Annotated in this window: 26 protein-coding genes and 1 tRNA gene; 9 read left to right on the forward strand and 18 right to left on the reverse strand. The window is 38.5% G+C overall.

Features of this window, described 5'->3' with window-relative positions; translation table 11 throughout:
* The first annotated feature begins 219 nt into the window (after positions 1–219).
* A complete protein-coding gene (locus MB14_RS08090) occupies positions 220–414 on the forward strand; it encodes a helix-turn-helix transcriptional regulator (RefSeq protein ID WP_062591073.1) in 195 nt (64 codons plus the stop codon).
* Between the two features lie 53 nt (positions 415–467).
* Entirely contained in the window at positions 468–971 is a 504-nt protein-coding gene (locus MB14_RS08095) for a DUF4920 domain-containing protein (RefSeq protein WP_062591074.1), read from the forward strand.
* 68 nt (positions 972–1039) lie between these two features.
* Here MB14_RS08095 and MB14_RS08100 read toward each other — a convergent pair whose 3' ends face one another.
* The 4 genes from MB14_RS08100 to lepB all read right to left on the reverse strand — a co-directional run bounded on the left by MB14_RS08100 (position 1040) and on the right by lepB (position 5707).
* Positions 1040–2056: a DUF4407 domain-containing protein gene (locus MB14_RS08100; protein WP_084376005.1), complete on the reverse strand. Its 1017-nt coding sequence runs from the start codon at positions 2054–2056 to the stop codon at positions 1040–1042.
* A gap of 547 nt (positions 2057–2603) precedes the next feature.
* Positions 2604–3857: a M14 family metallopeptidase gene (locus tag MB14_RS08105; protein WP_062591076.1), complete on the reverse strand. Its 1254-nt coding sequence runs from the start codon at positions 3855–3857 to the stop codon at positions 2604–2606.
* 57 nt (positions 3858–3914) lie between these two features.
* On the reverse strand, positions 3915–4361 hold the full coding sequence (locus tag MB14_RS08110; RefSeq protein ID WP_062591077.1) for a hypothetical protein: 447 nt from the start codon (positions 4359–4361) through the stop codon (positions 3915–3917).
* Positions 4361–5707 (reverse strand): signal peptidase I, encoded by a 1347-nt coding sequence (gene lepB / locus MB14_RS08115; protein ID WP_246032598.1) that lies wholly within the window; start codon positions 5705–5707, stop codon positions 4361–4363. Before lepB ends, MB14_RS08110 begins: the two co-directional genes overlap by 1 nt.
* Before the next feature lie 35 nt (positions 5708–5742).
* On the opposite strand from lepB, the gene MB14_RS08120 reads away from it, so the two are divergent.
* The 4 genes from MB14_RS08120 to MB14_RS08135 all read left to right on the forward strand — a co-directional run bounded on the left by MB14_RS08120 (position 5743) and on the right by MB14_RS08135 (position 8566).
* The gene (locus tag MB14_RS08120) at positions 5743–6378 is read left to right on the forward strand and encodes an ABC transporter ATP-binding protein (protein WP_062591078.1); all 636 of its coding nucleotides are present in this window, start codon (positions 5743–5745) and stop codon (positions 6376–6378) included.
* A complete protein-coding gene (locus MB14_RS08125; protein WP_062591079.1) occupies positions 6375–7625 on the forward strand; it encodes an ABC transporter permease in 1251 nt (416 codons plus the stop codon). The genes MB14_RS08120 and MB14_RS08125 overlap by 4 nt, the downstream gene beginning before the upstream one ends.
* Position 7626: 1 nt before the next feature.
* Positions 7627–8088, forward strand: coding sequence for a hypothetical protein (locus MB14_RS08130; protein ID WP_062591080.1), 462 nt, complete (start codon positions 7627–7629; stop codon positions 8086–8088).
* Between the two features lie 70 nt (positions 8089–8158).
* Entirely contained in the window at positions 8159–8566 is a 408-nt protein-coding gene (locus MB14_RS08135) for a hypothetical protein (RefSeq protein ID WP_062591081.1), read from the forward strand.
* Between the two features lie 2 nt (positions 8567–8568).
* Here the strand turns inward: MB14_RS08135 and MB14_RS08140 are convergent, their stop codons facing one another.
* Genes MB14_RS08140 through MB14_RS08150 form a run of 3 tightly spaced genes read right to left on the reverse strand, consistent with a single transcriptional unit; the run spans position 8569 to position 10219 of the window.
* The gene (locus MB14_RS08140) at positions 8569–9027 is read right to left on the reverse strand and encodes a c-type cytochrome (protein WP_062591082.1); all 459 of its coding nucleotides are present in this window, start codon (positions 9025–9027) and stop codon (positions 8569–8571) included.
* Positions 9024–9668 carry an SCO family protein gene (locus MB14_RS08145; RefSeq protein WP_062591083.1) on the reverse strand — a complete coding sequence of 215 codons (645 nt, stop codon included), beginning with the start codon at positions 9666–9668 and terminating at the stop codon, positions 9024–9026. The genes MB14_RS08140 and MB14_RS08145 overlap by 4 nt, the downstream gene beginning before the upstream one ends.
* A 2-nt stretch (positions 9669–9670) precedes the next feature.
* The gene (locus tag MB14_RS08150) at positions 9671–10219 is read right to left on the reverse strand and encodes a CopD family protein (protein WP_062591084.1); all 549 of its coding nucleotides are present in this window, start codon (positions 10217–10219) and stop codon (positions 9671–9673) included.
* A gap of 130 nt (positions 10220–10349) precedes the next feature.
* Here MB14_RS08150 and MB14_RS08155 point away from each other — a divergent pair, with 130 nt between their 5' ends.
* Complete coding sequence (locus MB14_RS08155; RefSeq protein ID WP_246032597.1) at positions 10350–10817, forward strand: nuclear transport factor 2 family protein; 468 nt, start codon at positions 10350–10352, stop codon at positions 10815–10817.
* Between the two features lie 11 nt (positions 10818–10828).
* Here the strand turns inward: MB14_RS08155 and MB14_RS18935 are convergent, their stop codons facing one another.
* The 7 genes from MB14_RS18935 to pgi form a co-directional block, all read right to left on the reverse strand.
* Positions 10829–10990, reverse strand: coding sequence for a hypothetical protein (locus MB14_RS18935; RefSeq protein ID WP_157716556.1), 162 nt, complete (start codon positions 10988–10990; stop codon positions 10829–10831).
* Positions 10991–11199: 209 nt separating this feature from the next.
* On the reverse strand, positions 11200–11598 hold the full coding sequence (locus tag MB14_RS08160; protein ID WP_062591086.1) for a hypothetical protein: 399 nt from the start codon (positions 11596–11598) through the stop codon (positions 11200–11202).
* A gap of 64 nt (positions 11599–11662) precedes the next feature.
* Complete coding sequence (locus MB14_RS08165) at positions 11663–12772, reverse strand: glycoside hydrolase family 113 (RefSeq protein WP_062591087.1); 1110 nt, start codon at positions 12770–12772, stop codon at positions 11663–11665.
* Positions 12769–13491 (reverse strand): lipoyl(octanoyl) transferase LipB, encoded by a 723-nt coding sequence (lipB, locus tag MB14_RS08170; RefSeq protein WP_062591088.1) that lies wholly within the window; start codon positions 13489–13491, stop codon positions 12769–12771. Before lipB ends, MB14_RS08165 begins: the two co-directional genes overlap by 4 nt.
* A gap of 34 nt (positions 13492–13525) precedes the next feature.
* Positions 13526–13696, reverse strand: coding sequence for a hypothetical protein (locus tag MB14_RS08175; protein ID WP_157716557.1), 171 nt, complete (start codon positions 13694–13696; stop codon positions 13526–13528).
* A gap of 31 nt (positions 13697–13727) precedes the next feature.
* A complete protein-coding gene (locus MB14_RS08180) occupies positions 13728–14717 on the reverse strand; it encodes a type I phosphomannose isomerase catalytic subunit (RefSeq protein ID WP_062591090.1) in 990 nt (329 codons plus the stop codon).
* A 4-nt stretch (positions 14718–14721) separates the two neighbouring features.
* Complete coding sequence (gene pgi / locus MB14_RS08185; RefSeq protein ID WP_062591106.1) at positions 14722–16371, reverse strand: glucose-6-phosphate isomerase; 1650 nt, start codon at positions 16369–16371, stop codon at positions 14722–14724.
* A 65-nt stretch (positions 16372–16436) separates the two neighbouring features.
* Here pgi and MB14_RS08190 point away from each other — a divergent pair, with 65 nt between their 5' ends.
* The gene (locus MB14_RS08190; protein WP_062591091.1) at positions 16437–16781 is read left to right on the forward strand and encodes a YraN family protein; all 345 of its coding nucleotides are present in this window, start codon (positions 16437–16439) and stop codon (positions 16779–16781) included.
* 11 nt (positions 16782–16792) lie between these two features.
* On the opposite strand, the gene MB14_RS08195 is transcribed toward MB14_RS08190, so the two are convergent.
* The 4 genes from MB14_RS08195 to MB14_RS08210 all read right to left on the reverse strand — a co-directional run bounded on the left by MB14_RS08195 (position 16793) and on the right by MB14_RS08210 (position 19640).
* Positions 16793–17698: a toxin-antitoxin system YwqK family antitoxin gene (locus MB14_RS08195; RefSeq protein ID WP_062591092.1), complete on the reverse strand. Its 906-nt coding sequence runs from the start codon at positions 17696–17698 to the stop codon at positions 16793–16795.
* A gap of 112 nt (positions 17699–17810) precedes the next feature.
* The gene (locus MB14_RS08200; RefSeq protein WP_062591093.1) at positions 17811–18101 is read right to left on the reverse strand and encodes a GIY-YIG nuclease family protein; all 291 of its coding nucleotides are present in this window, start codon (positions 18099–18101) and stop codon (positions 17811–17813) included.
* Positions 18102–18146: 45 nt separating this feature from the next.
* A tRNA-Asn gene (locus MB14_RS08205) sits at positions 18147–18220 on the reverse strand.
* A 94-nt stretch (positions 18221–18314) separates the two neighbouring features.
* Positions 18315–19640 carry an NRAMP family divalent metal transporter gene (locus MB14_RS08210; protein ID WP_246032596.1) on the reverse strand — a complete coding sequence of 442 codons (1326 nt, stop codon included), beginning with the start codon at positions 19638–19640 and terminating at the stop codon, positions 18315–18317.
* A gap of 129 nt (positions 19641–19769) precedes the next feature.
* On the opposite strand from MB14_RS08210, the gene MB14_RS08215 reads away from it, so the two are divergent.
* Positions 19770–20195 carry an Hsp20/alpha crystallin family protein gene (locus MB14_RS08215; protein WP_062591108.1) on the forward strand — a complete coding sequence of 142 codons (426 nt, stop codon included), beginning with the start codon at positions 19770–19772 and terminating at the stop codon, positions 20193–20195.
* Positions 20196–20333 lie beyond the last annotated feature (138 nt).

Raw genomic sequence — 20333 nt, forward strand, 5'->3', positions numbered from 1 at the left:
TTATACCGATTGTCATTTTTGTTTTGAAATTTATGCCATGGCCCAAATTGTTGAATAACGACTTTGACATGCTCAAAAAGGGTAATGGTGTTGTTTCAGCCATAATTCGAACCTCGAATTCTAATTTTTAGTAAGATTTATATAAAAGTATTGTGCAATTGACGTTAACAGTTAGCAAATTGCGACTAGAATTCTCTGAATTCTAAAAACCTCAATCAAATGAATAAGATAAAAGCCGTTCTTCGGGAGCAAGGCCGTACTCAGGCATGGCTATCCGAAAAAATCGAAAAAAGTTATGTAGTAACCACCAACTACGTAAACAATAAGACTCAGCCAAGTTTACATGTCTTATACAAAATAGCTGAAGTGTTGGATGTAGATGTAAGGGAACTGCTGGTTCCATCAAAGCCTTAAGAGCGTTGTTCCTTAACTAATCTGTTGCTATTTTTGCATTAAATAACGATGTCATGAAGAAAATTAGCACACTATTACTTATCGCCCTTTTCGTTTTTTCTTGCGCAGGCAAAAAAGAAGAAGTTAAATGGGACGAATCTACCGTAGTGGGGTATTACGGAGAAAAAATCAACAATGAAAACATTATCTCTGTAGAGGACATGATGAATCAGTTGAATGAAAGTGATTCTATTATGGTAAAAGTGGAAGGTGAAATTACCGCCACTTGCGCAATGAAAGGTTGCTGGATGAACCTTGTTCTTCCTTCTGGTGAAGAAATGAGGGTTACTTTTAAAGATTATGCATTCTTTGTTCCTAAAGAAGGAATGGAAGGAAATAGAGCTATAATTGAAGGTAAGGTGAAAAGATCAATGACTGATGTGGCAACTCTAAAGCATTATGCTGAAGATGCTGGTAAAAGTGTAGAAGAAATTGCGGCCATTACAGAAGATAAAAACGAATTGGCCTTTGAAGCCACGGGGGTTATTATTTTAAATAGCGAAGAGAAAAGTCTTTAAAGCTTACCCTTAGAAATATGAGAGGCCATCTGTTGGAAAACGGATGGCTTTTTTGTTTTAATATATTCCTAATTTCCTGAAAACGTAGAATACCCCTTTACCTTTTCATAGGTATTATGATCCATTTCTGCTAGCTTTTCTATGTTATGGTTTTTGTAGAAGTGTTCTCTAATTTCCAGCATTTCGTCATAAGGTCCACGACCAGAAATGAGCTTGGCTACAATGGGGGTACACTCCAATAAAATGAAAAGCAGCATAATGAAAATATTGGCAAAATGAATGGCTGTATTTTCTTCCCCCAAAATTCTTAAGGCTTGTAATTGAGCGGCCATGCCATTCCACGGGTTACGTTTTAGGTTGGCAATTTCAGTTTGCTTGGCCTCGAAAAGGGCATTCCATTCTTGTTGTTTATCCGCTATAAGGGGTAAGTTTAGGGCTTGTAATTCAGCAAGTTCTTTTTGCGCTTGATCGGCATCTGCTTTTTTGATTTGATAGATAGGGCCAGCATTTCTTTTTCCCGAGCCACCCGTGCCATCGGCTTCTTGCTGAGCCGCTTTGGCTAGCTCATCACGCTTTTCCGTTTTGGCGACTATTTCAGTTTTGAGACTGCTAATTTGCCCATCGATTGTCGCCAGTTGTGCGGTGTACCTTCGCTCCAAATCAATAATCTCTTTCTGATAAATTTCCTCTTCGAGTGTAATCAGTTTTCGATCAATTTCTTTTGAGAAAATTCGGAGTTCAAGAGGTTTCGAAATCACAATGGCCAGCATAATGGCTAATAATATTCTGGGAGAAGCAGTTAAAAATTCACGCCCAAAACCCTTCTTATTTTTCCGCATGGTAGAAACGATAAAGCGGTCGAGATTGAAAATGATGGTACCCCAGAGTAAGCCAAAGGCCAGTGCCCACCAAACATTTTCAAAAACGGTATGAAAGGCATAACCGCCAGAAAGTGCGGCTAAAACACCAGTGAAAAAAACGGCAGCGCCTATCCCAGTGTATTTTGAAGCATCGGTGGGGCATCGGTTCAATAATGAGCGGTTGACCCCCGCACAGAACCAGAAAAATTCTTTGAGTTGTTGCATGTTGTTTGAGTTGTTGACCTTTGGACTATTTGACCGTCCGGTTTTAGGTTGTTGGAGAACAACGTAATGACTATCAAATATGTTGTGTTAACTAGTACCTTTTTATACAAGGTAGTGATTTCAGATATGAATTGCTAGAAAATGGCAATACCTTGACCTATGTGCTAATGGGTTGGTTGTAGTCAATAACAGACGGATTCTTTCGGTCGAGTATTTCTCTATCGAGAAAAATTCTCTCTCAGAATGACGTCAAAATGGACCGTTACTCTGAGGAATGTGCCTTTTGGGGGCTGTTCCGAAAGAGTCTGTCTGATGAATTTTCAAAACTATCGGTAACCGCTGTCCTCCTCAACCGAAAACATTAGAGTTGGGCAATGAAGATAATTGGTGGGGGCTAGGTGAAGGATTTCAGCTATGAATGAAAAACCAGCTACTTTTAACTCTCACACTAGTTCATAATGGCCTTTCCCAATAGAAGCAATGCGCTGCAAGCGCATAAGAAGATAGGTGCTCGCCACAGGCAAGCACCAGTTAGTTATATCCTTGATTACTTTTGACCCTCACCATTATATTCCTCCAAAAGCAGTTTCATCATTTCTTGGGCGCTTACTTTGCCTTTCTCTTTGATCAAATCTCTAGGGGTGTCATCACCAATTTCGTAGGTAATGCCTTCGGCTTTAAACTGGCTATAAAACCAGTTTTTGGAAACGGCTGAACCCACTGCTGCTGGGCTTATTCTGCCTTGGTCTTGAGGTACACGTTCAAAGATGCTTTCAATCCAATCTTTCGAAAAACCTTGAATTACAGATTCAACCGTGTCGTGATAAGTGTAATAAACATCGGAAAAAGTAGAATGGAAATCGAGCCCAAGTTTTACGTCACCACCAGAAGCATTTACCTTTTCAACAATGTCGGAACAGACTTGTTCTATTTCTGGCTGTCTATAAAAGGCCCAATCGCGGTTTAAATCTACTCCGCCTGTGTTATGCCTCCAATGCCCTAAATCTACACCATCGGGGTTAAGCATCGGATAAACGATTAATCGGTATTGGTCTAAGAATTTATTGCTAAGCTCGCTATCGTTCACGATTTCTTCAAGAAAAGCCATCATAGCCAAGTTGCCCGTTACTTCTGGGGGATGCTGCCTACTGAGCACCACCACAATATCTTTTCCTTCTGCGTTACCATTGGTGATATCCATATTGAGTAGGTCACGGCCAAGTTTAGATTTTCCAATCACCTCGTGCTGAGTTTTGGCAGTCGAGAATGACTGCGTCCATTCCAACATATCTGTAGAGTTGATAATTTCTTGAGCAGCAATGTAGAGCGTGTCTGCGCTAAGGTTTACGGTCATGGTGGCGCTTTGGCGGTCTTCAGCCACAGTAAACTTTGTACTGTCTATTGCAGTCCAGTTCTCTCGGTCGGCACTTGTTTTTGGCCAGTAACGATGTCTTCCAAACCCATATTTGAGTGTGATGTCAACGGTCTTTTCATCTTCAGAATAAATTCTAAATGCATACCAAGCACTTGGGTTTATGGGGGTGTTTTCAGGACTAATTTCTACTTGATAATGATTTTTACTAATCGAAGTAAAATTGTTCATTCGGGCACCATCAAATAAATTATCGGCTGTTACGCCTTCGTCTGTAAGGGTATAACTGCGCTTTTCCTGAGGGGTTATTTCTTTATCGTTGGTGTCGTTTTTTTGAGCGTAGTCAAACTCAGTAAGTACATACTGGGGTTTGGTTTCACAAGAAATGAGGAATAAGGCCAGAGTGGCCATCGAAAAAAATGCTTTCATTTTTCAATATGTCTATTGAAATGAAAGCATGCAATTAAGTTCTTATAAGTGGTGTATCTAGTCTTTCACTTCCTGCACCTCAACATCGTTGAGTATGTACATTAAGCGCAAAGGATCGTCTGAATTTAGGGTAAGTATCCCTGTTACTTTAACTTTCTTTTCCGTAAACTTTACCTCCTTTTTACTAAACACTTCGGCTACGGTTTCTGGGCCAGCACCACCGCAAAAAAAGCAATTGGCAAATGGTAAAGAAGACAACACAAAGTAGTTTTCGCCACGCAGTTCATCTAAAGGAATCATCCAGCCTTCAAGACTAATTTCTTTTCCATTAAGGGCTTTTACCTGGCTGGCAAAATTATAATGCTCTACATCAATACTCAGGATTTCATCAAAGCTCTTTTCAACGGTTACATTGGAAAGTGTTTTCCACATGTTTTTTTCTTGAGCAAAGGCAGAGGTAGTAACTCCTAAAATTAACAGTATGAAAATCAGTCTTTTACTCATTATTTTATTAAATCAAATATTCTATTCCAACGAATGCTTTCGAAGAATCCAGCTTCAGGGTTGGTTCTATCCACAGACCAGAAAATGAATAATGGTTTACCTACAATATGATCTGCAGGCACAAACCCCCAAGAACGAGAATCCTCAGAGTTATGGCGGTTGTCGCCCATCATAAAGTAGTATCCTTGCTTAAAGGTGTATTCTGTAATTTTTTGTCCTTCAATAAATACTTCACTTCCTCTGATTTCTACATCATCATTTCCCTCGTAATGCTCAATTGGAGTTCTATATAAATCAACATTCTCAGGTGTCAGCTGAATGGTTTGTCCTTTTTCAGGCATGGTCAAGGGGCCAAAAGAGTCGATTGTCCAACCAAAATCCGTTACTGGGTTATAGGCAGTATATTCGGCCCCTAAATATTGTTGTGATTCAGGGAAAGCAGTGTAGCCTTCACCTTTTCTGTAAACTACTTTCTCAACACTGGTAACGAAATTCAGTTTAGCCAGTTCATCGGCTTGTTCCTGACTAGTGTTCATATAGAAACCCAATTTTCCGTTGTATTGATAATTTGGAGAAGCCGTAGTAGCATAAGTGTCCATCGGGTTATCATCGGTATAATCTGTTATGCCCAATTCTCTCATATACCTTGGATGAATTCCGTTTTGGGTTTCCACAAAATAGCTGGTTTGCATATTTGGAGGGTTTTCCATTGGTTCACCATTGATGTATACTTGTTGATCTCTTACTTCTAAAACATCACCAGGGATGGCCACACAACGTTTTACATAGAATGTCTTAATATCAGTTGGATATTTTAAGTCTGGTGGGTAATTGAAAACCACTGGCTCACCTCTTCTTACTTTTCTAAAGCCCGGCAATCTGTATTGCGGAAGTTGAATTCCGTCCCAGTAGGATGGAATGCCAGATCCCCAAAAGTCTTGATGGGCCAAAGGAAATTTTATAGGTGTTTTTGGCGTTCGGGCGCCATAATGCAATTTGCTAACAAAAAGGTGATCGCCAATAAGCATGGAGTTCTCCATGGATCCCGTTGGAATCGCATAGGCTTCGATAAATAAACCTCGGATAATAGTGACCGCTATTAACGCGAAAAGCACGTCATTGAAGAGTTCTCTAAAGAAACCTTTCTTCTGTTTTGGTGCCTTGTCTTTTTTCTTTTTAAAGAAATCCAACATATAAATCTTCAATTTTGAGTAAGCTGTAAAGGTATTATTTATTCTTAAAAATTCGAGACATTCAAAAGAGGAATGACTTTCATTGAAACGAAGGAGCGCTATAATGGTTATTTTGGCCAAAACTCCACCATCGGTTACCGTTTTAATTAACAAGTTGGTTACTTAGCATTTGAATTTTTGAAAGGGATATGATAACCATAGAAAATCTAAATTTCGGCTATTCAGAAAAGCGACTTCTGTCCATTTCCCATATGGAAATTAAAGAGAAGCAGCATCTGATGATTCTTGGCAAGTCAGGAAGCGGGAAAACCACTTTGCTCCACATTCTTGGTGGACTGTTGAAACCTGTTCAGGGCAAAGTGCTCATTGATGACACCGATTTGTATAGTCTTTCAGGTACTGAAATGGACAAATACCGAGGTCAGAACATTGGACTAGTTTTTCAGAAGGCGCATTTAATTTCGGCACTCACCGTGAAAGATAACCTTTTATTGGCGCAGTATTTTTCTGGAATTCCTCAAGATACGGGACGCATCAAAGAAGTATTAAATACTTTGAACTTGGGTGAAAAACTGAATTCTAAGGTAAGGCAATTGAGCCAAGGCGAGCAACAAAGAGTGACGATTGCTAGGGCTTTGTTGAACAAACCACGTGTGCTTTTGGCCGATGAACCTACCGCAAGTTTAGATGACGATAATGCCAATAGCGTAATTCAGCTGCTGAAAGAACAAGCCGAAAACCACAATGCTTCATTAATAATAGCTACTCACGACCAGCGTGTAAAAGATGCTTTTGATTTACAACTAAACCTGAACGAGCAATGAACCTGTTTTTACTTAGTTGGAAGTATATAAAAGATAAACCCCTCAATACATTCTTAAATGTATTGCTCATGGGTTTAGGAATTGCCATTATTTTGGTGCTGTTAATTCTCAATTCTCAGTTGGAAGAAAACCTAGCCAAGAACAAAAGAGGAGTCGATTTGGTAGTGGGTGCAAAGGGAAGTCCACTACAGCTGATTTTAGCGAATGTGTACCACATCGATTTTCCTACTGGAAATATAAAATTAGATGAGGCGAAAGCATTAACTCGAAACCGTCAGGTGAAATCGGCAATTCCTCTGGCTTTGGGCGATAATTACCAAGGCTTTAGAATAGTAGGTACTAACCACGATTACGTAAAGCTTTATGAAGGAAGTTTGGCGTCTGGCGATTTGTGGAAATATAATTTGGAATGCACCATAGGCACTAATGTGGCCATGCAATTGGGGCTTAAAATTGGCGATGAGTTTTTTGGAGCACATGGCTTGAGCGACACCGATCTTGATCATGATGAGGCCAGCTATAAAGTAGTGGGAATTCTAGAACCTAGTAATTCGGCTCTGGATAACCTTATTTTAACCAATATTGAAAGTATTTGGCAAGTACATGCACATACTGCCGAAGAGGGTGAGGAAGAAGCTGATCACGATCACGAGCCAGTGTTGGGGTCTGCTTATGAAACAGGTTTGCCAGAAGGTGGCCCGGATGCTGAAATTACCTCAATGCTAATTCAGTTCAGGTCGGCCATGGGGGCGGTTGTTATGCCCCGAATGATTAACAGCGACACCAATATGCAAGCAGCGTCTCCTGCTTTTGAAACCCAGAGGTTGTTTTCACTTATGGGAATTGGTGTAAACATGATCAAGAGCTTTGCGTATATAATCATCGTAATTGCAGGATTGAGCATTTTTATTTCTCTTTACAATGCCCTGAAAGACCGAAAATACGATTTGGCCATTATGCGATCGTTGGGAGCTTCAAAAAGCAAGCTGTTTGTACATGTAATTTTTGAAGGCATTATAATTACCACAATTGGTGGTGTATTGGGGTTTGTGCTCGGTCATGGTTTAGTAGAATTCTTAACCGGGCTTTATGAGAAATCTGAAGCCATTGGTATTTCAGGAATGGTTTTGGTAAAAGGTGAATTCTACGTGTTATTAATTAGTATTGGTGTTGGAGTTTTGGCTTCAATTCTGCCAGCATTCAATGCATATAGAACAGAAATTTCGAAAGTATTAGCACAAGAGTGATATGAAAAAAATATTGATAGTACTATTAATCGCAGTTGTATCTGTGGGGCTTAATGCTCAAGAACCTAAAATGTCAGGAGCAAAATTATGGAAAACCTTAACTGAGGTAACCTATGAGATTTCTAAAGATGAATATGGTGATGTTTACCTCCCTGTTTTCAGTAAAGAAATTGAAGCAGTTGAAGGCCAAGAAGTAGAAGTGGATGGTTACATTATTCCTTTTGAAGGAATGTTTAAGCCTACTCAATTGATTATTTCTTCATTGCCTATTAGTGAGTGCTTCTTTTGTGGATCTGGTGGGCCAGAAACGGTGATGGAAGTTACCATGAAAGAGCAGATTAAATACACCACAAAGCGAATAAGAATAAGAGGTAAACTGGCATTGAATAAGAAAGATCCAGACAAGCTGATGTATATTTTGAAAGATGGCGTATTTGCTGGTTTAGCTTACGATAGCTACTAGTTTATTCTTTATAAAATTCTTTGCGGCTTAGATTGCCAAAAGTTAGCTTTACGCCAAATTAATAACCGTTATGAAAAGAGCTTTTTCGTTATTCGTAATTATACTGTTCGTTTTTGCTTGCGAGAAAAAAGAGGATAAGTTTGAAACCCTTAAAACTGAAGTTTTCGCCATTCATGATGAAGTAATGCCGAAAATGGGTGAGCTGATGTCGCTTAAAAAGAAGATACTCGATAAAGTAGAAGGCAGCGCAAACCCTGATGAGCTTAGAGACATCGCTTTGAGCTTAGAGAAAGCACAAGAAGGTATGATGAGTTGGATGAACGATTGGAGCAAAAACTCTACTCCACATGTAAACAATGAGTCTACTGAAGAGGAGAAAATGACTTTTATTAATGCCGAAATCGTAAGAGTCAAAAAGGTTAAGGAAGATATCAACAGCAGTATAGCGGCAGCTAAGAAAGCTTTAGAGAACAACTAAAACTATTCTTTCTCCGAAAGGCTGGTAATCACTTCTTCCGTGGTAAAGCTTCCTATTCCGTTTCCCCAGGTATTTCCTATATAGGTAAGAATCTCAGCCACTTCAATGTCAGTTAATTTAGGGTTAGCCGGCATTGGCTGGTTATACTCAACCCCGTTTACGGTAATTGGGCCATGCAATCCGTATTTTAGAATTCTGGGTAAATCTGCTCTGTTTTTTGTCAGAAAATCTGATTTAGCCAGAGGTGGAATTAGTCTGCCAAGCCCTTCGCCATTTTCCATGTGGCAGTTTTGGCAAATAGTTTTGTATAACCTTCGTCCGTTTGAATAGTATTGGGTTTCCTTATGATCGAAGTCGCTCAGTGTATTATTTGGCACTTCGTTCTCCACAGCCTTTTTATTATCTGAACAGCCCGAAGCCATGCTTAATATGACGGCTAATATGAATAGCTGTTTTTTCATTTCTTTTCGTATTCACTTAAAAGTCGGTCAATATCATTCATCAGTATATCAACATCGGCAGCAACTGTACCGTCATAAAAACCTCTAACTCTTCTTTCCTTATCTACCAAAATAAATGCACCACTATGAATGTATCCGCCCTCTGCAGAGGCATCTTCGCCTACCTGAACCATGTAGCCAGCTGCTGTTCCTAAGTCATAAATCTCTTCTTTTTTACCCGTTACAAAATGCCAAACATCGTTATCCATAATACCAATACGTTCCGAATAGTCTTTTAAGTAAGCAACAGTATCATGGTCTGGGTCTATGGTATGCGATATAATTCCAAACTCCGGGTTTGATTTGAAACGGTCATAAATACGGAGCATTTGCTGCTTCATTACTGGGCAAATAGTAGGGCAGGTGCCGAAAAAAAAGTCAGCTACATAAACTTTATTTTCGAAGGTTTTAGGGGTTACCTCAGTACTGTCCTGATCTACAAAGCTGTAATCTGGAATCGTATGATAAATCGTATCGATTGTTCCGTTTACTTCTACATAATCGGTTCTTCCTAAAATAGGGAGTTTATTTTTTTTCTGTGAGTTACATGCAGAAAACCCGAATGCGAATACTAAAGTGATAACTGCCAAATGCTTTTTCATACCTACTTTTTTCCTTCTTTTTGATTTCTTATTCTTTTGTAAATTCTTATACCCAACATTAAAAGTACCGCTACTAATACAAAACCAATGGTTCCCTTAATCCAGTTGAGTTCGTTTTTCAATACGATTAAAAAGACAACAGAGATTAAGATAATTGTGGCAATTTCATTGAATATGCGCAGTTGGGTTGAAGTGTACTTTATATTGTCGTTTTGAAGCTGTTTATAGAGTTTGTGGCAAGCGAAATGATACACATAGAGTAGCAAAACGAAACTGAGTTTGATCTGCATAAATGATAACGAAAGCATAGCAGGATTGCTGATGATCATCCAACTTCCAAAAAATAAAGTGAGTATTGCTGAAGGCCAAGTAATAATGAACCACAAACGGTTGGACATTAACTTTAATTGAGCCCCAAGAATGGATTTGTCTGGCTCTGGTTTTTCAGAAGCTTCAACCTGATAAATGAAGAGCCTTACAATATAAAATAGCCCTGCAAACCAGGTGACTATGAAAATAATGTGTAACGCTTTTATGTAAGGATCAGCCATTTCGCTTGTTTGTGCAAAGGTAAACCGAAAACGTTTTCGACCTAAATATTATGCTAAGAAAGCGTCTAAATTGGTTATTGGCGGTCATGGTTTTTTAGTAGAATGTTTAACTTGTTGGAAAAGGAAGGAAATGAAAAAGATATTTAGCCTAGGAGTTACCCTAACTATGTTGGTTTTAACTCAAACTACAACGCTCAAGGCACAGTCGGATGAAGTCATAATTAAAGAAACGATTATGACAATGTTTAACGGAATGAGAAAAGGGGATAGCACTATGGTGCGTTCAGCATTTGCTGACAAAGCTATTTTACAAACTATTAACAAAGACAGAACTGGGAAAGCTGTAGTGTTGGATGCTGGGTTGAAGGGTTTTCTGAACGCAGTTGGAACCCCACACGACCAAATTTGGGATGAAAAAATTGAGTTTGGAAATATATTAATTGATGGAGATCTGGCCTCCGTTTGGACTCCTTATGAATTTTACCTTGGCGATAATTTTTCGCACTGCGGTGTAAATTCCTTTCAACTTTTTAAAGGAGAAAACGGCTGGAAGATTATCTATTTAGTAGACACCAGAAGAAAAGATAATTGTAAATAGATTTCAAAGTATTATCTACTACGCTTGTAATGGGCGTCAATAATGTCTCGTACAGATACTCTTTTGCGTGCGGTTATTTCGGTAGATAAAGAATCACTATGCCTTTGCGAAATACCTTTTGTTTTTTCTCTTCCAGACTCATTCTGTTTGTGGTTCGGGCTAAATTGTTCCATTAGTTCTTTTTTTAACTACTGTTTAAAATTTAACAAACTGGTCTAGTCGAGTCTCAATCGAAAGTATGCAATTGGTAGCGGTAAACAAATTTTACTGACAAAAGTACTTTACTATCTAAGATCAGTCAAAAGTCTAAGTTTGGATTATCCGCGTTATAGAATTGGTACGCTTAGCTTGGTATATACCCTACTAAAATGAGGTGACTTTTTTATTGTGCGTAAACACCTTTGAGTCCAAGCTCTTCAATGTCTTGTAACTCGAATTCATTGAATGGAGCAATTATGAATTTTTTATCGAATAACTCACCAACAATATAATAGCTAATCCAAAACTCATTTTGGAATGAAAATACTTCGGGGCTTATCGCTTCGATAGGCGCTGAACTCTGAGCATCTACTGTTCCTAAAATATGTCTTAGTGTTGATGTTTTTCTGCCTTCACCATTAGGCTTTTCTTGGCCTTTAGAAACTGCAAGCACATCATTCAGTTCAATCAGGTTTTTATTAATGATATAGGCATGCCATTCGCTTTCAACTAAATTATTTGTGCTTTTAGCAATTGCTATTTTAACACCGGTGACCTCCGGAAACGAGATGTCTTTTTTCATAACAAGTTCTTGATGTGCTTTATTAGAAAGGCAAAACTAATAATCAAGATTGAAAACTCTTAGGTTATTTGAATTTAGCGAATGAATCAATAATCACTTGTTCGGCTTGCTTTTTCTGAGGGGTGAAATCAATATTGAATTCACTTGAATTTCGTGAGTTACCAAAGTTAGGGTACCATTTCCAGATGTGTAAACCTGCAAACCAGGGTTCGTCCATTACTTCATCAAAAAGTGCTTGATACGCATTGGCTTGCGTTTCTTCAGAAAAAATCTTTTCTCGTTCTTCAGCGTTTATTCTTTGCGGCCATTCCCAAGGGTCAATGCCAGCATCTTTGGTGCTTTTATAGCCTACTTCGGTAAAAAGAATAGGTTTATTGTACTGAATAGAAAATGCTTCTAGATCTTTAAGTGGTTGAGCCCAGCCTTTTCTTAAGTCTTCCACAGTGGGGTTCTCTTTGTCTGTTAAAGGAAAGTAACCTTGTACACCTATGTAGTCCAATGCATCCCAAAATTTAACATCTTGGTATTCGTCCGAAAAGTTTGCAGCATAGGTAATCTCTCCAGAATAGATGGTTCTTATTTTAGCAATAAGCTTTCGCCAATCTTCCTCTCGCTCAATGCATGTTTGATGCAGTTCTGTGCCAATACAGAGCATTTCCATTTCAACATCTTCTGCCACTTGGGCGTAGTGAAGCATAAAATCTTCATAATCTGAAAACCATTTTTGCCAGTCTTCTTCGGTTTTCATTTGGATTTCACCACGCCATTTTCCTTCTTGGTCGCGAAGCCAGATGTGTGGCTTTAGAATAGTTTTAATACCGTTTTCCTTAGCGTATTGAGTGGTTAATTTGAGGCCTTCATCTCTTTCTCCCCACCAACCGTTTTGCTCTTCTCGGCCATGATTTCCTCGAACTTCGGGGTTGTCATATCCACTTTGCCAGCCAAAAGGAGTTTGAGATATCCAATTTATATTTTTTGCAACCAGCGCTTTTATTTCGGCTTCTGCTACTTCTCTGGAACTACCTACCCAGCAAACACCACGGTGTTTTTCGTGATGTGGAATATTAATTAAAGATTTTGGAGAAGAGTTAGAGTCCGAGAATGCAAAATAGAAAGCCGCAATCAACAGGATTGGGGTAATGGTAATACCAAGTTTTTTGTACTGCTTTCTCAAAGAATTTCCATTTGGAATACTTCTGCAATATGGTGAATTAATTTTTGCTGAATCTCTGCCATGTCTACGTTATGGCCTAGCTCTTTGTTTAGAGAAGTGACTTCTTTATCGTCAATACCACAAGGGACTATGTGGCTAAAGTAACTTAGGTCTGTATTAACATTGAGGGCCAAGCCGTGCATGGTTACCCACCGGCTTGTTTTTACCCCCATTGCACATATCTTACGCGGACTTTGGGCACCTTCTTCAAAGTCAACCCAAACACCCGTAAGCCCATCAATACGGCCAGTATTTAGGCCATATTCCCGTAGAGTGAGGATTACTGCTTCTTCCAGGTATCTCAAGTATTTATGAATATCTGTGAAGAAATTTTCGAGATCAATTATCGGATAAACAACTAATTGCCCAGGGCCGTGGTAAGTAATGTCACCACCTCTGTTTATCCGATAAAATTTCGCGAAATGCTTTTCTAATCCATGCTCATCTAAGAGCAGGTTTTCCATAGACCCACTTTTGCCAAGAGTATAGACATGAGGATGTTCGCACAGAATAAGATAGTTGTCTGTAAGAGTTTGTAATTCAGCTTTTTCAAGCTTTCTATTTTCAATTTTCCTATCGACTGTTTTTTTAAAAACAGTTTCCTGATAATCCCATACACGTTGGTAATCTTCTGCACCCAGATTGATTACTTCAACAGCCTTATTAGTTAGAATATTCATGTCTTACGCGAAACAGCTTTATACACACACACTTTTAAGCCGAAACTTCAGAAGCCTCTACTTGGTCAACAGATAATACACGTACGTTTTTCGTGATTAATCGGTTGGCCTTGCGAAGGGCTGAAGTATGATTTCGCGCTGGAAACTCTTTCTTCACCACAGTCTCATCCTTTAGGTTTAAGAAAGTGGCTTCAAAGTTTTTCATATTCTTTTTTCCAGCCATGCCCAAAAGTAGCTTAAGGTAAGTAGGTTTCCAACATTTTGAAGCCCAAATTTGTCTTAATGTGTACTTCTGGAAACTTTTGTGGCACTAAAACTGCATTTCCTTTACTAATTTTTGCTGTTTGCCCCAAAGTTGTAATTTCTGCTTCTCCTTCTAGGCATACATATATTATGAATGAGTCTTTGTTGTAATGCTCACGGATAATACCAGTAGAGAATTCTAAGAGGTTTGTCTTGAAATATTCAGACTCTACCAAAGGAACCACTTCGTTTAGTCTTTTTTGCACCTTTATTTTAAAGTCCGAATGGGTATTGTAGTCAAGCGCCTCAATGGCTTCCTCGGTGTGAAGTTCTCGCCTGTTGCCTTCATCGTCAGTTCGGTCAAAGTCGTAAATACGGTAGGTAACATCTGATGACTGTTGTATTTCGGCAATTAATAGTCCTTTCCCTATTGTGTGTACTCTTCCAGCAGGTAAGTAAAATGTATCACCAGCTTCTACACTTTCTTCATTTAGGATGTCTATTAAAGTTTCATTCTGTAAATGATTTAGGTATTCTTCTTTGCTGATGTCTTTATTAAAACCACTAATGAGTTTAGCATTTTTGTTGGCCTGTAGAACATACCACATTTCGCTTTTACCCAAAGAATTATGTCTTTCTTTAGCTAGCTTGTTGTTTGGGTGAACTTGGATACTTAGGTCTTGAGCGGCATCAATAAATTTGATGAGTAGAGGAAAGTTGTTACCGTATTTTTGGTATACTTTTTTACCTACAAACTCTTCTTTAAACATATCAGTGATTTCAGGAATGGTCATGCCTTTAAGGGAGCCTTCACTTACTTTAGAAAGGTTGCCTTCGACTCCTGATATCTCCCAGGTTTCGCCACAATTTTTAAGGGGTGAAAAGTCTTTACCCAGAATGTCTCTAACTTTTGTTCCTCCCCAGATTTTTTCTTTAAAGATGGTGTCGAATTTCAGAGGATATAGGTACTTTTTATCAGTCATGGCTCTAAATCATTTTTTTGAAAGTATTGATTAATCCATTTGTAGAACTGTCGTGGTTTTGTACTGGGGTTTTATCTTGTAATTCAGAAAGGATTTTAGAAGCCAATGCTTTACCCAATTCTACACCCCATTGGTCAAAGCTATAAATGTTCCAAATGATTCCCTGCACAAATATTTTATGTTCATAAAGCGCAATGAGTGACCCTAAGGTTTTTGGTTTTAGTTTTTTGACAAGGATCGAGTTGGAGGGTTTATTGCCTTCAAAAACTTTAAATGGAGCTATTTTCTGAATTTCAGTTTCTGAATTTCCAGTTTCGGTCAATTCATTAAAAACTTCATCATATGATTTGCCATTCATAAGCGCTTCGGTTTGCGCAAAGAAATTCGAAAGCAAAATGGAATGGTGATTACCTATCGGGTTTTGGCTTATGGCCGGAGCAATAAAATCACAAGGGACTAACTTTGTGCCTTGGTGAATAAGCTGGTAGAAGGCGTGTTGCCCATTTGTTCCTGGTTCTCCCCAAACTATGGGTCCAGTTTGGTAATTGATTTTCTGTCCCGAACGGTCAACTGACTTACCATTGCTCTCCATATTTCCTTGCTGAAAATAGGCGGCAAAACGATGCATGTATTGGTCGTAGGGTAGGATTGCCTCACTGTCAGCTCCAAAGAAATTGTTATACCAAATACTCAGCAAGGCTAGAATTACAGGTGCATTTTTTTCGAAAGGCGTTTGCTGAAAATGTTCATCCATTTCAAAAGCTCCTATCAATAACTGCTCAAAGTTATCGTAGCCAATGGAGCAAGCAATGGAAAGCCCAATAGACGACCAAAGCGAATAGCGGCCACCAACCCAGTCCCAAAAAACAAACATATTGTCTGGGTCGATGCCAAAGTCTACTACTGACTCTTGGTTGGTAGAAATAGCAATAAAGTGCTTGGCAATGTCTGTTTGGTTTCCTCCTTGGCTTAAAAACCATGTTTTGGCCGTATGGGCATTGGTCATGGTTTCTTGAGTAGTAAAAGTCTTTGAGGCAATCATGAATAAGGTTTCCTCAGCATTTACCTTCTTTAACACTTCAGAAATGTGTGTACCATCTACATTTGAAACAAAGTAAGTTTCAATGCCAAAAGTATTGTAGTTCTTTAACGCTTCCGTAACCATCACTGGACCTAAATCTGAACCACCAATACCGATATTTACAATTTGCGTAATTGGTTTTCTGGTGTAGCCAATCCACTTACCCGCAGTTACTTTGTTGGCAAAAGCCTTCATCTTCGACAAAGCAGCTTTTATTTCTGGCATTACATCTTCCCCATCTACCAATATAGGTTTGTTCGACTGGTTTCTGAGCGCAGTATGCAGTACAGCTCGTTTTTCCGTTTGATTAATTGCTTCACCCGAAAACATTAAATCAATTGCTTCTTTCAACTGGCATTCTTCCGCCAAGCTTAGTAGTAATTTGATTGTTTCTTCTGAAATACGGTTTTTAGAATAGTCAATTAAGATGTCGTTGAATTGAATAGTGAACTTTTCAAACCTTTTAGGATCTTCAGAAAACAGTTGCCTCATATGTACATCGGCCATTGCGCTAAAGTGTTTGGAGAGCGCAGCCCATGATTTAGTCTGGGTGGGGTTAATGGATTGAAGCATCATTGTGTTTTTGAATTGACATCATCTATATAATGCCTAAATTAAGGAGGACTTGTTTTGATACAATGCAATCGTTTGGAAAAAAAGGAGAAGATTTAGCGGTAAGCTTTCTGAAGAAGAAGGGATATCAAGTTTTGCATCGAAATTTCAGACATAAAAAGTCTGAGATTGATATTATTTGTTCAAAGGCCGGTTTGTTAGTTTTTGTGGAAGTGAAATCTAGGTCAAGTAAGGCTTTTGGTCAGCCAGAGAGTTTTGTTTCGAAAAGCCAAGAGCAATCAATTTTAAAGGCCTCTGAGGCTTTTGTTTTGAACGAAGATTGGCATGGTGATATTCGCTTTGATATTATTGCGATTTATAAAAATGGCCAAATTGAAGAGATTGAGCATTTTGAAGATGCTTTTTATTAGAAGGGCAGGCCTTATTTTATTTTTGGTGATTCGTATAATACATTGGCAAACCTGTCCGATTCTTTTCGAATATAGGTTCTGAAATGTTTTTGATAAGGATCTGGAGCAAACTGAATTTCACGCTTTGCAATAACCCGAGTGGTGTTGTTATAGTATTCGGTCCAAACACCGACTTTCTTATCGAATTCATAATAGCCGCGTACTGCCACTCGACCATTTTCATAAAAGTAATAATAGGTGCCTTCTTTTTTTCCGTACTGAATTGGGATCACTTCTTTTACTTTGGTCTTCTCGGCATCGTAATAAGTGATTTCCGAATCTCTATACCAACCTTTTGAATAGTGTTCTTTATCAGTGAGCATTTGATCTCTTGTTAGGCTTAGCCATCTTTCATGTTTCACTCCATGAAAGTACATGCCTTCTTCTACCACTATGTCGTTGATGAGCCTTTTGTATGGGCCATGTAATACATCTTCTATCAATCCAGCCCTTGTTTTTGCATTTACAATTTGCCTCTTATCGTGGTCATAAACATATACAATAGGCGCATATGCGTCTACTTCAACAGCTTCTTTTAAAGTGTAAAAATCTTCAATTTGATTACGGCCTTGCACTTCAGTGACCGTCCACCTCCTTTTGGTTTTTTCACCGTAGAAGGTGTTTTTTTTAACTTTCAAGTCTACATCGGTCAGTGTGTCTTCAGCATCTAAGTCGATAGAAATGTTGGGCTTATCTATTTCTTCGGTTTTCGCCTTTTCGTTCTTCTCTTTTTTGCTTTGCGCAACGAGAAGTGCTGGAGAAGCCATTAAGAATATGAAAAGAATGAATTTTTGCATTGCCCAAAAATAACGAAAAAAGTAAGGGAGTATTTCTTTAATGGTCAAAAGAACGATAGGAGTTTCTTTGAATGTATTCATAAAAGGAAAGGGTCAACATTGCTGCTGACCCTTCTGATTTTTAAGCTCCTCCTCTTGGGCTCGCCCCGAGTGTTCGGGGAAGGACCCTTCCCGATTCTCGGGATCAGATGTTTTAACCGAACTGAGCTTTTAATTGTTCTACTAATTTGGGGTCGTTTGATAGCTCCTGAATATATTTCTTGGACTTCATTCGCTTGATGTGCTTTTCTATTTTGAGTGCTTGGCTTTTTGTTAGGTCTTTAATGATGAAGAATTCTTCCCAAGGCTGTCCCCTTTTGGTCCATATATTGTTTTTGACCGTGTCGTTGTGAAACCTTATTCTCTCTTCGAAATTAGAAGTATACCCAATATAAAACTTGTCTATTGAGGCCGAAAAGAGAATATAAACTACGAATGTATTCATAAGAGAAAAGGGTCAACATTGCTGCTGACCCTTCTGATTTTTAAGCTCCTCCTCTTGGGCTCGAACCAAGGACCCTCTGATTAACAGTCAGATGCTCTAACCAACTGAGCTAAGGAGGAATTTGTGGTTTGTTTCACTCTTCTTGCGAAACGGAGTGCAATATTAGTGGTTGGTTAAATATATTCCAATACCTTATTGAGATTTTTTTTCAGATTATAAAAAGAAGTACACGGCAATGTAAATGACAGCGAAAACTGTAAGGAAAACAATGCCGCTTTTAGCCAATAGGAGCAGTTTTTTTCCAGGTTTATAGTCATCCGGAATTTGTTTTGAGGTAATTACCCTATAGTTAATAATTGCAATAACTGGAGCGATAACAAAGGATAACGTAGTAGCAAGGTCAACTAAGTCTTTCAAATTGGATGAAAGCAGCAGAATAAACAGAAATGAAATAGCTGATACTATAATCATCATCCATTTATAAGTATTTTTAGCATCAGCTTTTTTAAAGAATAACAATCGAGTTGTTTCTCCCATTGCCCTTCCAAAACCATCTACAACCGTGATGGTAGTGCTGAACATTACGCTGAAAGCTGCTGTGGCAATAATTAAATAAGCCCAATTGCCTAAGGCGGACGTATAAAGCGTAACGACTTGGTCTGAGAAAATCGTGGAGTTATTAGAAAGCTCAATCCCTGTTCCGTACATCACTTTTGCGCCTAAAGTAAGGAAGCAGATGGCTAACACTGCTGTAACGATGTACCCAAAATTGAAGTCGGCTAGAATTTCTTTTAGTTTAGGAACATAGCCAGTTTGCTTCATTCTTTCAATTGTCCAAAGGCTATTCCATGTAGAAAGATCGACCGCTGTTGGCATCCAGCCCATAAGGGCAATGATGAAGATAATGCTGTCGCGTTCGAAGATGTCTTTAGGTACAAAATTTTCGACAGGGGTAACTTTTCCTTTATAAAGGGCTCCAAAAAAGGCTACCAAAGTTGAAATCAACAATACTGAACCTATAACTTTCAGCAGGGTGTCGAGTATGCTGTATTTTCCTAATGCTAAAATTAAGGTGCATATAACCAAAATAATTCCTGAAATATAGGCGGGGTCTAAGGTTACTCCTGTAAGGTTGTTGAACATTCCGGCAGTTACAAAAGTAACGGCAGCTGTAACGGTGAACATAGAGGCCAAGCTCAAAATAAAATATACCCACAATACCCACTTTCCTTCAGCTAAGTAGCCTTCTAAAAGGTTCTTTTTGGTGGCTGCGGCAAAGCGAGACCCAAACTCGAAGAATGGATATTTAAATAGGTTGGCCAATAGTATGAAGGCAACTAATTGAAAACCAAAGTCGGCTCCTGCTCTAGTGGATTGAACCAAATGTGAAACCCCAATACAAGTGCTGGCAAAAAGTATTCCTGGACCAAAAGCCTTTAGCTTATTACTAATGTCTGATTTCATAAACTCACAAAAGCTAAAAATAGATAATCTTTTTGTATCGCCATAACCGCTCAAAAAACTGAAAATTGCAGACATTATGACTTTATTTTTGTTGAATTTTAAACAAAAGCAGACATAGTGACGCAATTTTAGTCTAAAAAGGGATTGGTATAGTTTTGAATTATAGGGATGGAAATGAAACAGAAACTTAAAAATAAAAACGATATGAACTTAGTTAAGAGAAATCCCGAATGGTATGGTCCAGCATCAGTAGATGCTTTCTTTGATCGATTCTTCAATGATTCTTTGCAGAAAAATCACAACGGTTTTTCTCCAAAGGTAGATATTGCTGAAACTGCTAAAGCGTTTGAAATTCAGGTAGCAGTACCTGGTTTTAACAAAAGTGATTTCAGCATTGATTTAAAAGAAGGTAAGCTAAGCATTACCGGAGAGCGAAAGCTAGAAAAGGAAAATAAAGAGAAGAATTTCATCTCTATTCAAACGGAATATGGAAAATTCTACAAGAGCTTCCAGTTGCCAGATAATATTGATGAAAAAGGAATTGAAGCTGTTTACGAAAATGGTATTCTAGAATTAAGAATTCCTAAAGATGAAACTAAGAAAGTGGAATCAAAAATTGCAGTAAAGTAGTTTGAGTTTGGTTGTGTTGATGGAAGAGCCTCGGTTTATCGAGGCTCTTTTTTTGTTAAAAGGGGTTAATTCTTACTTTAAATTAAATAAATTAGAACACCCGTATTCAAATTGCGTTAGTCTTTTCGGAGAAAGTAA

It is taken from the genome of Roseivirga ehrenbergii (assembly GCF_001593005.1).
GTDB classification, from domain to species: Bacteria; Bacteroidota; Bacteroidia; order Cytophagales; family Cyclobacteriaceae; genus Roseivirga; species Roseivirga ehrenbergii.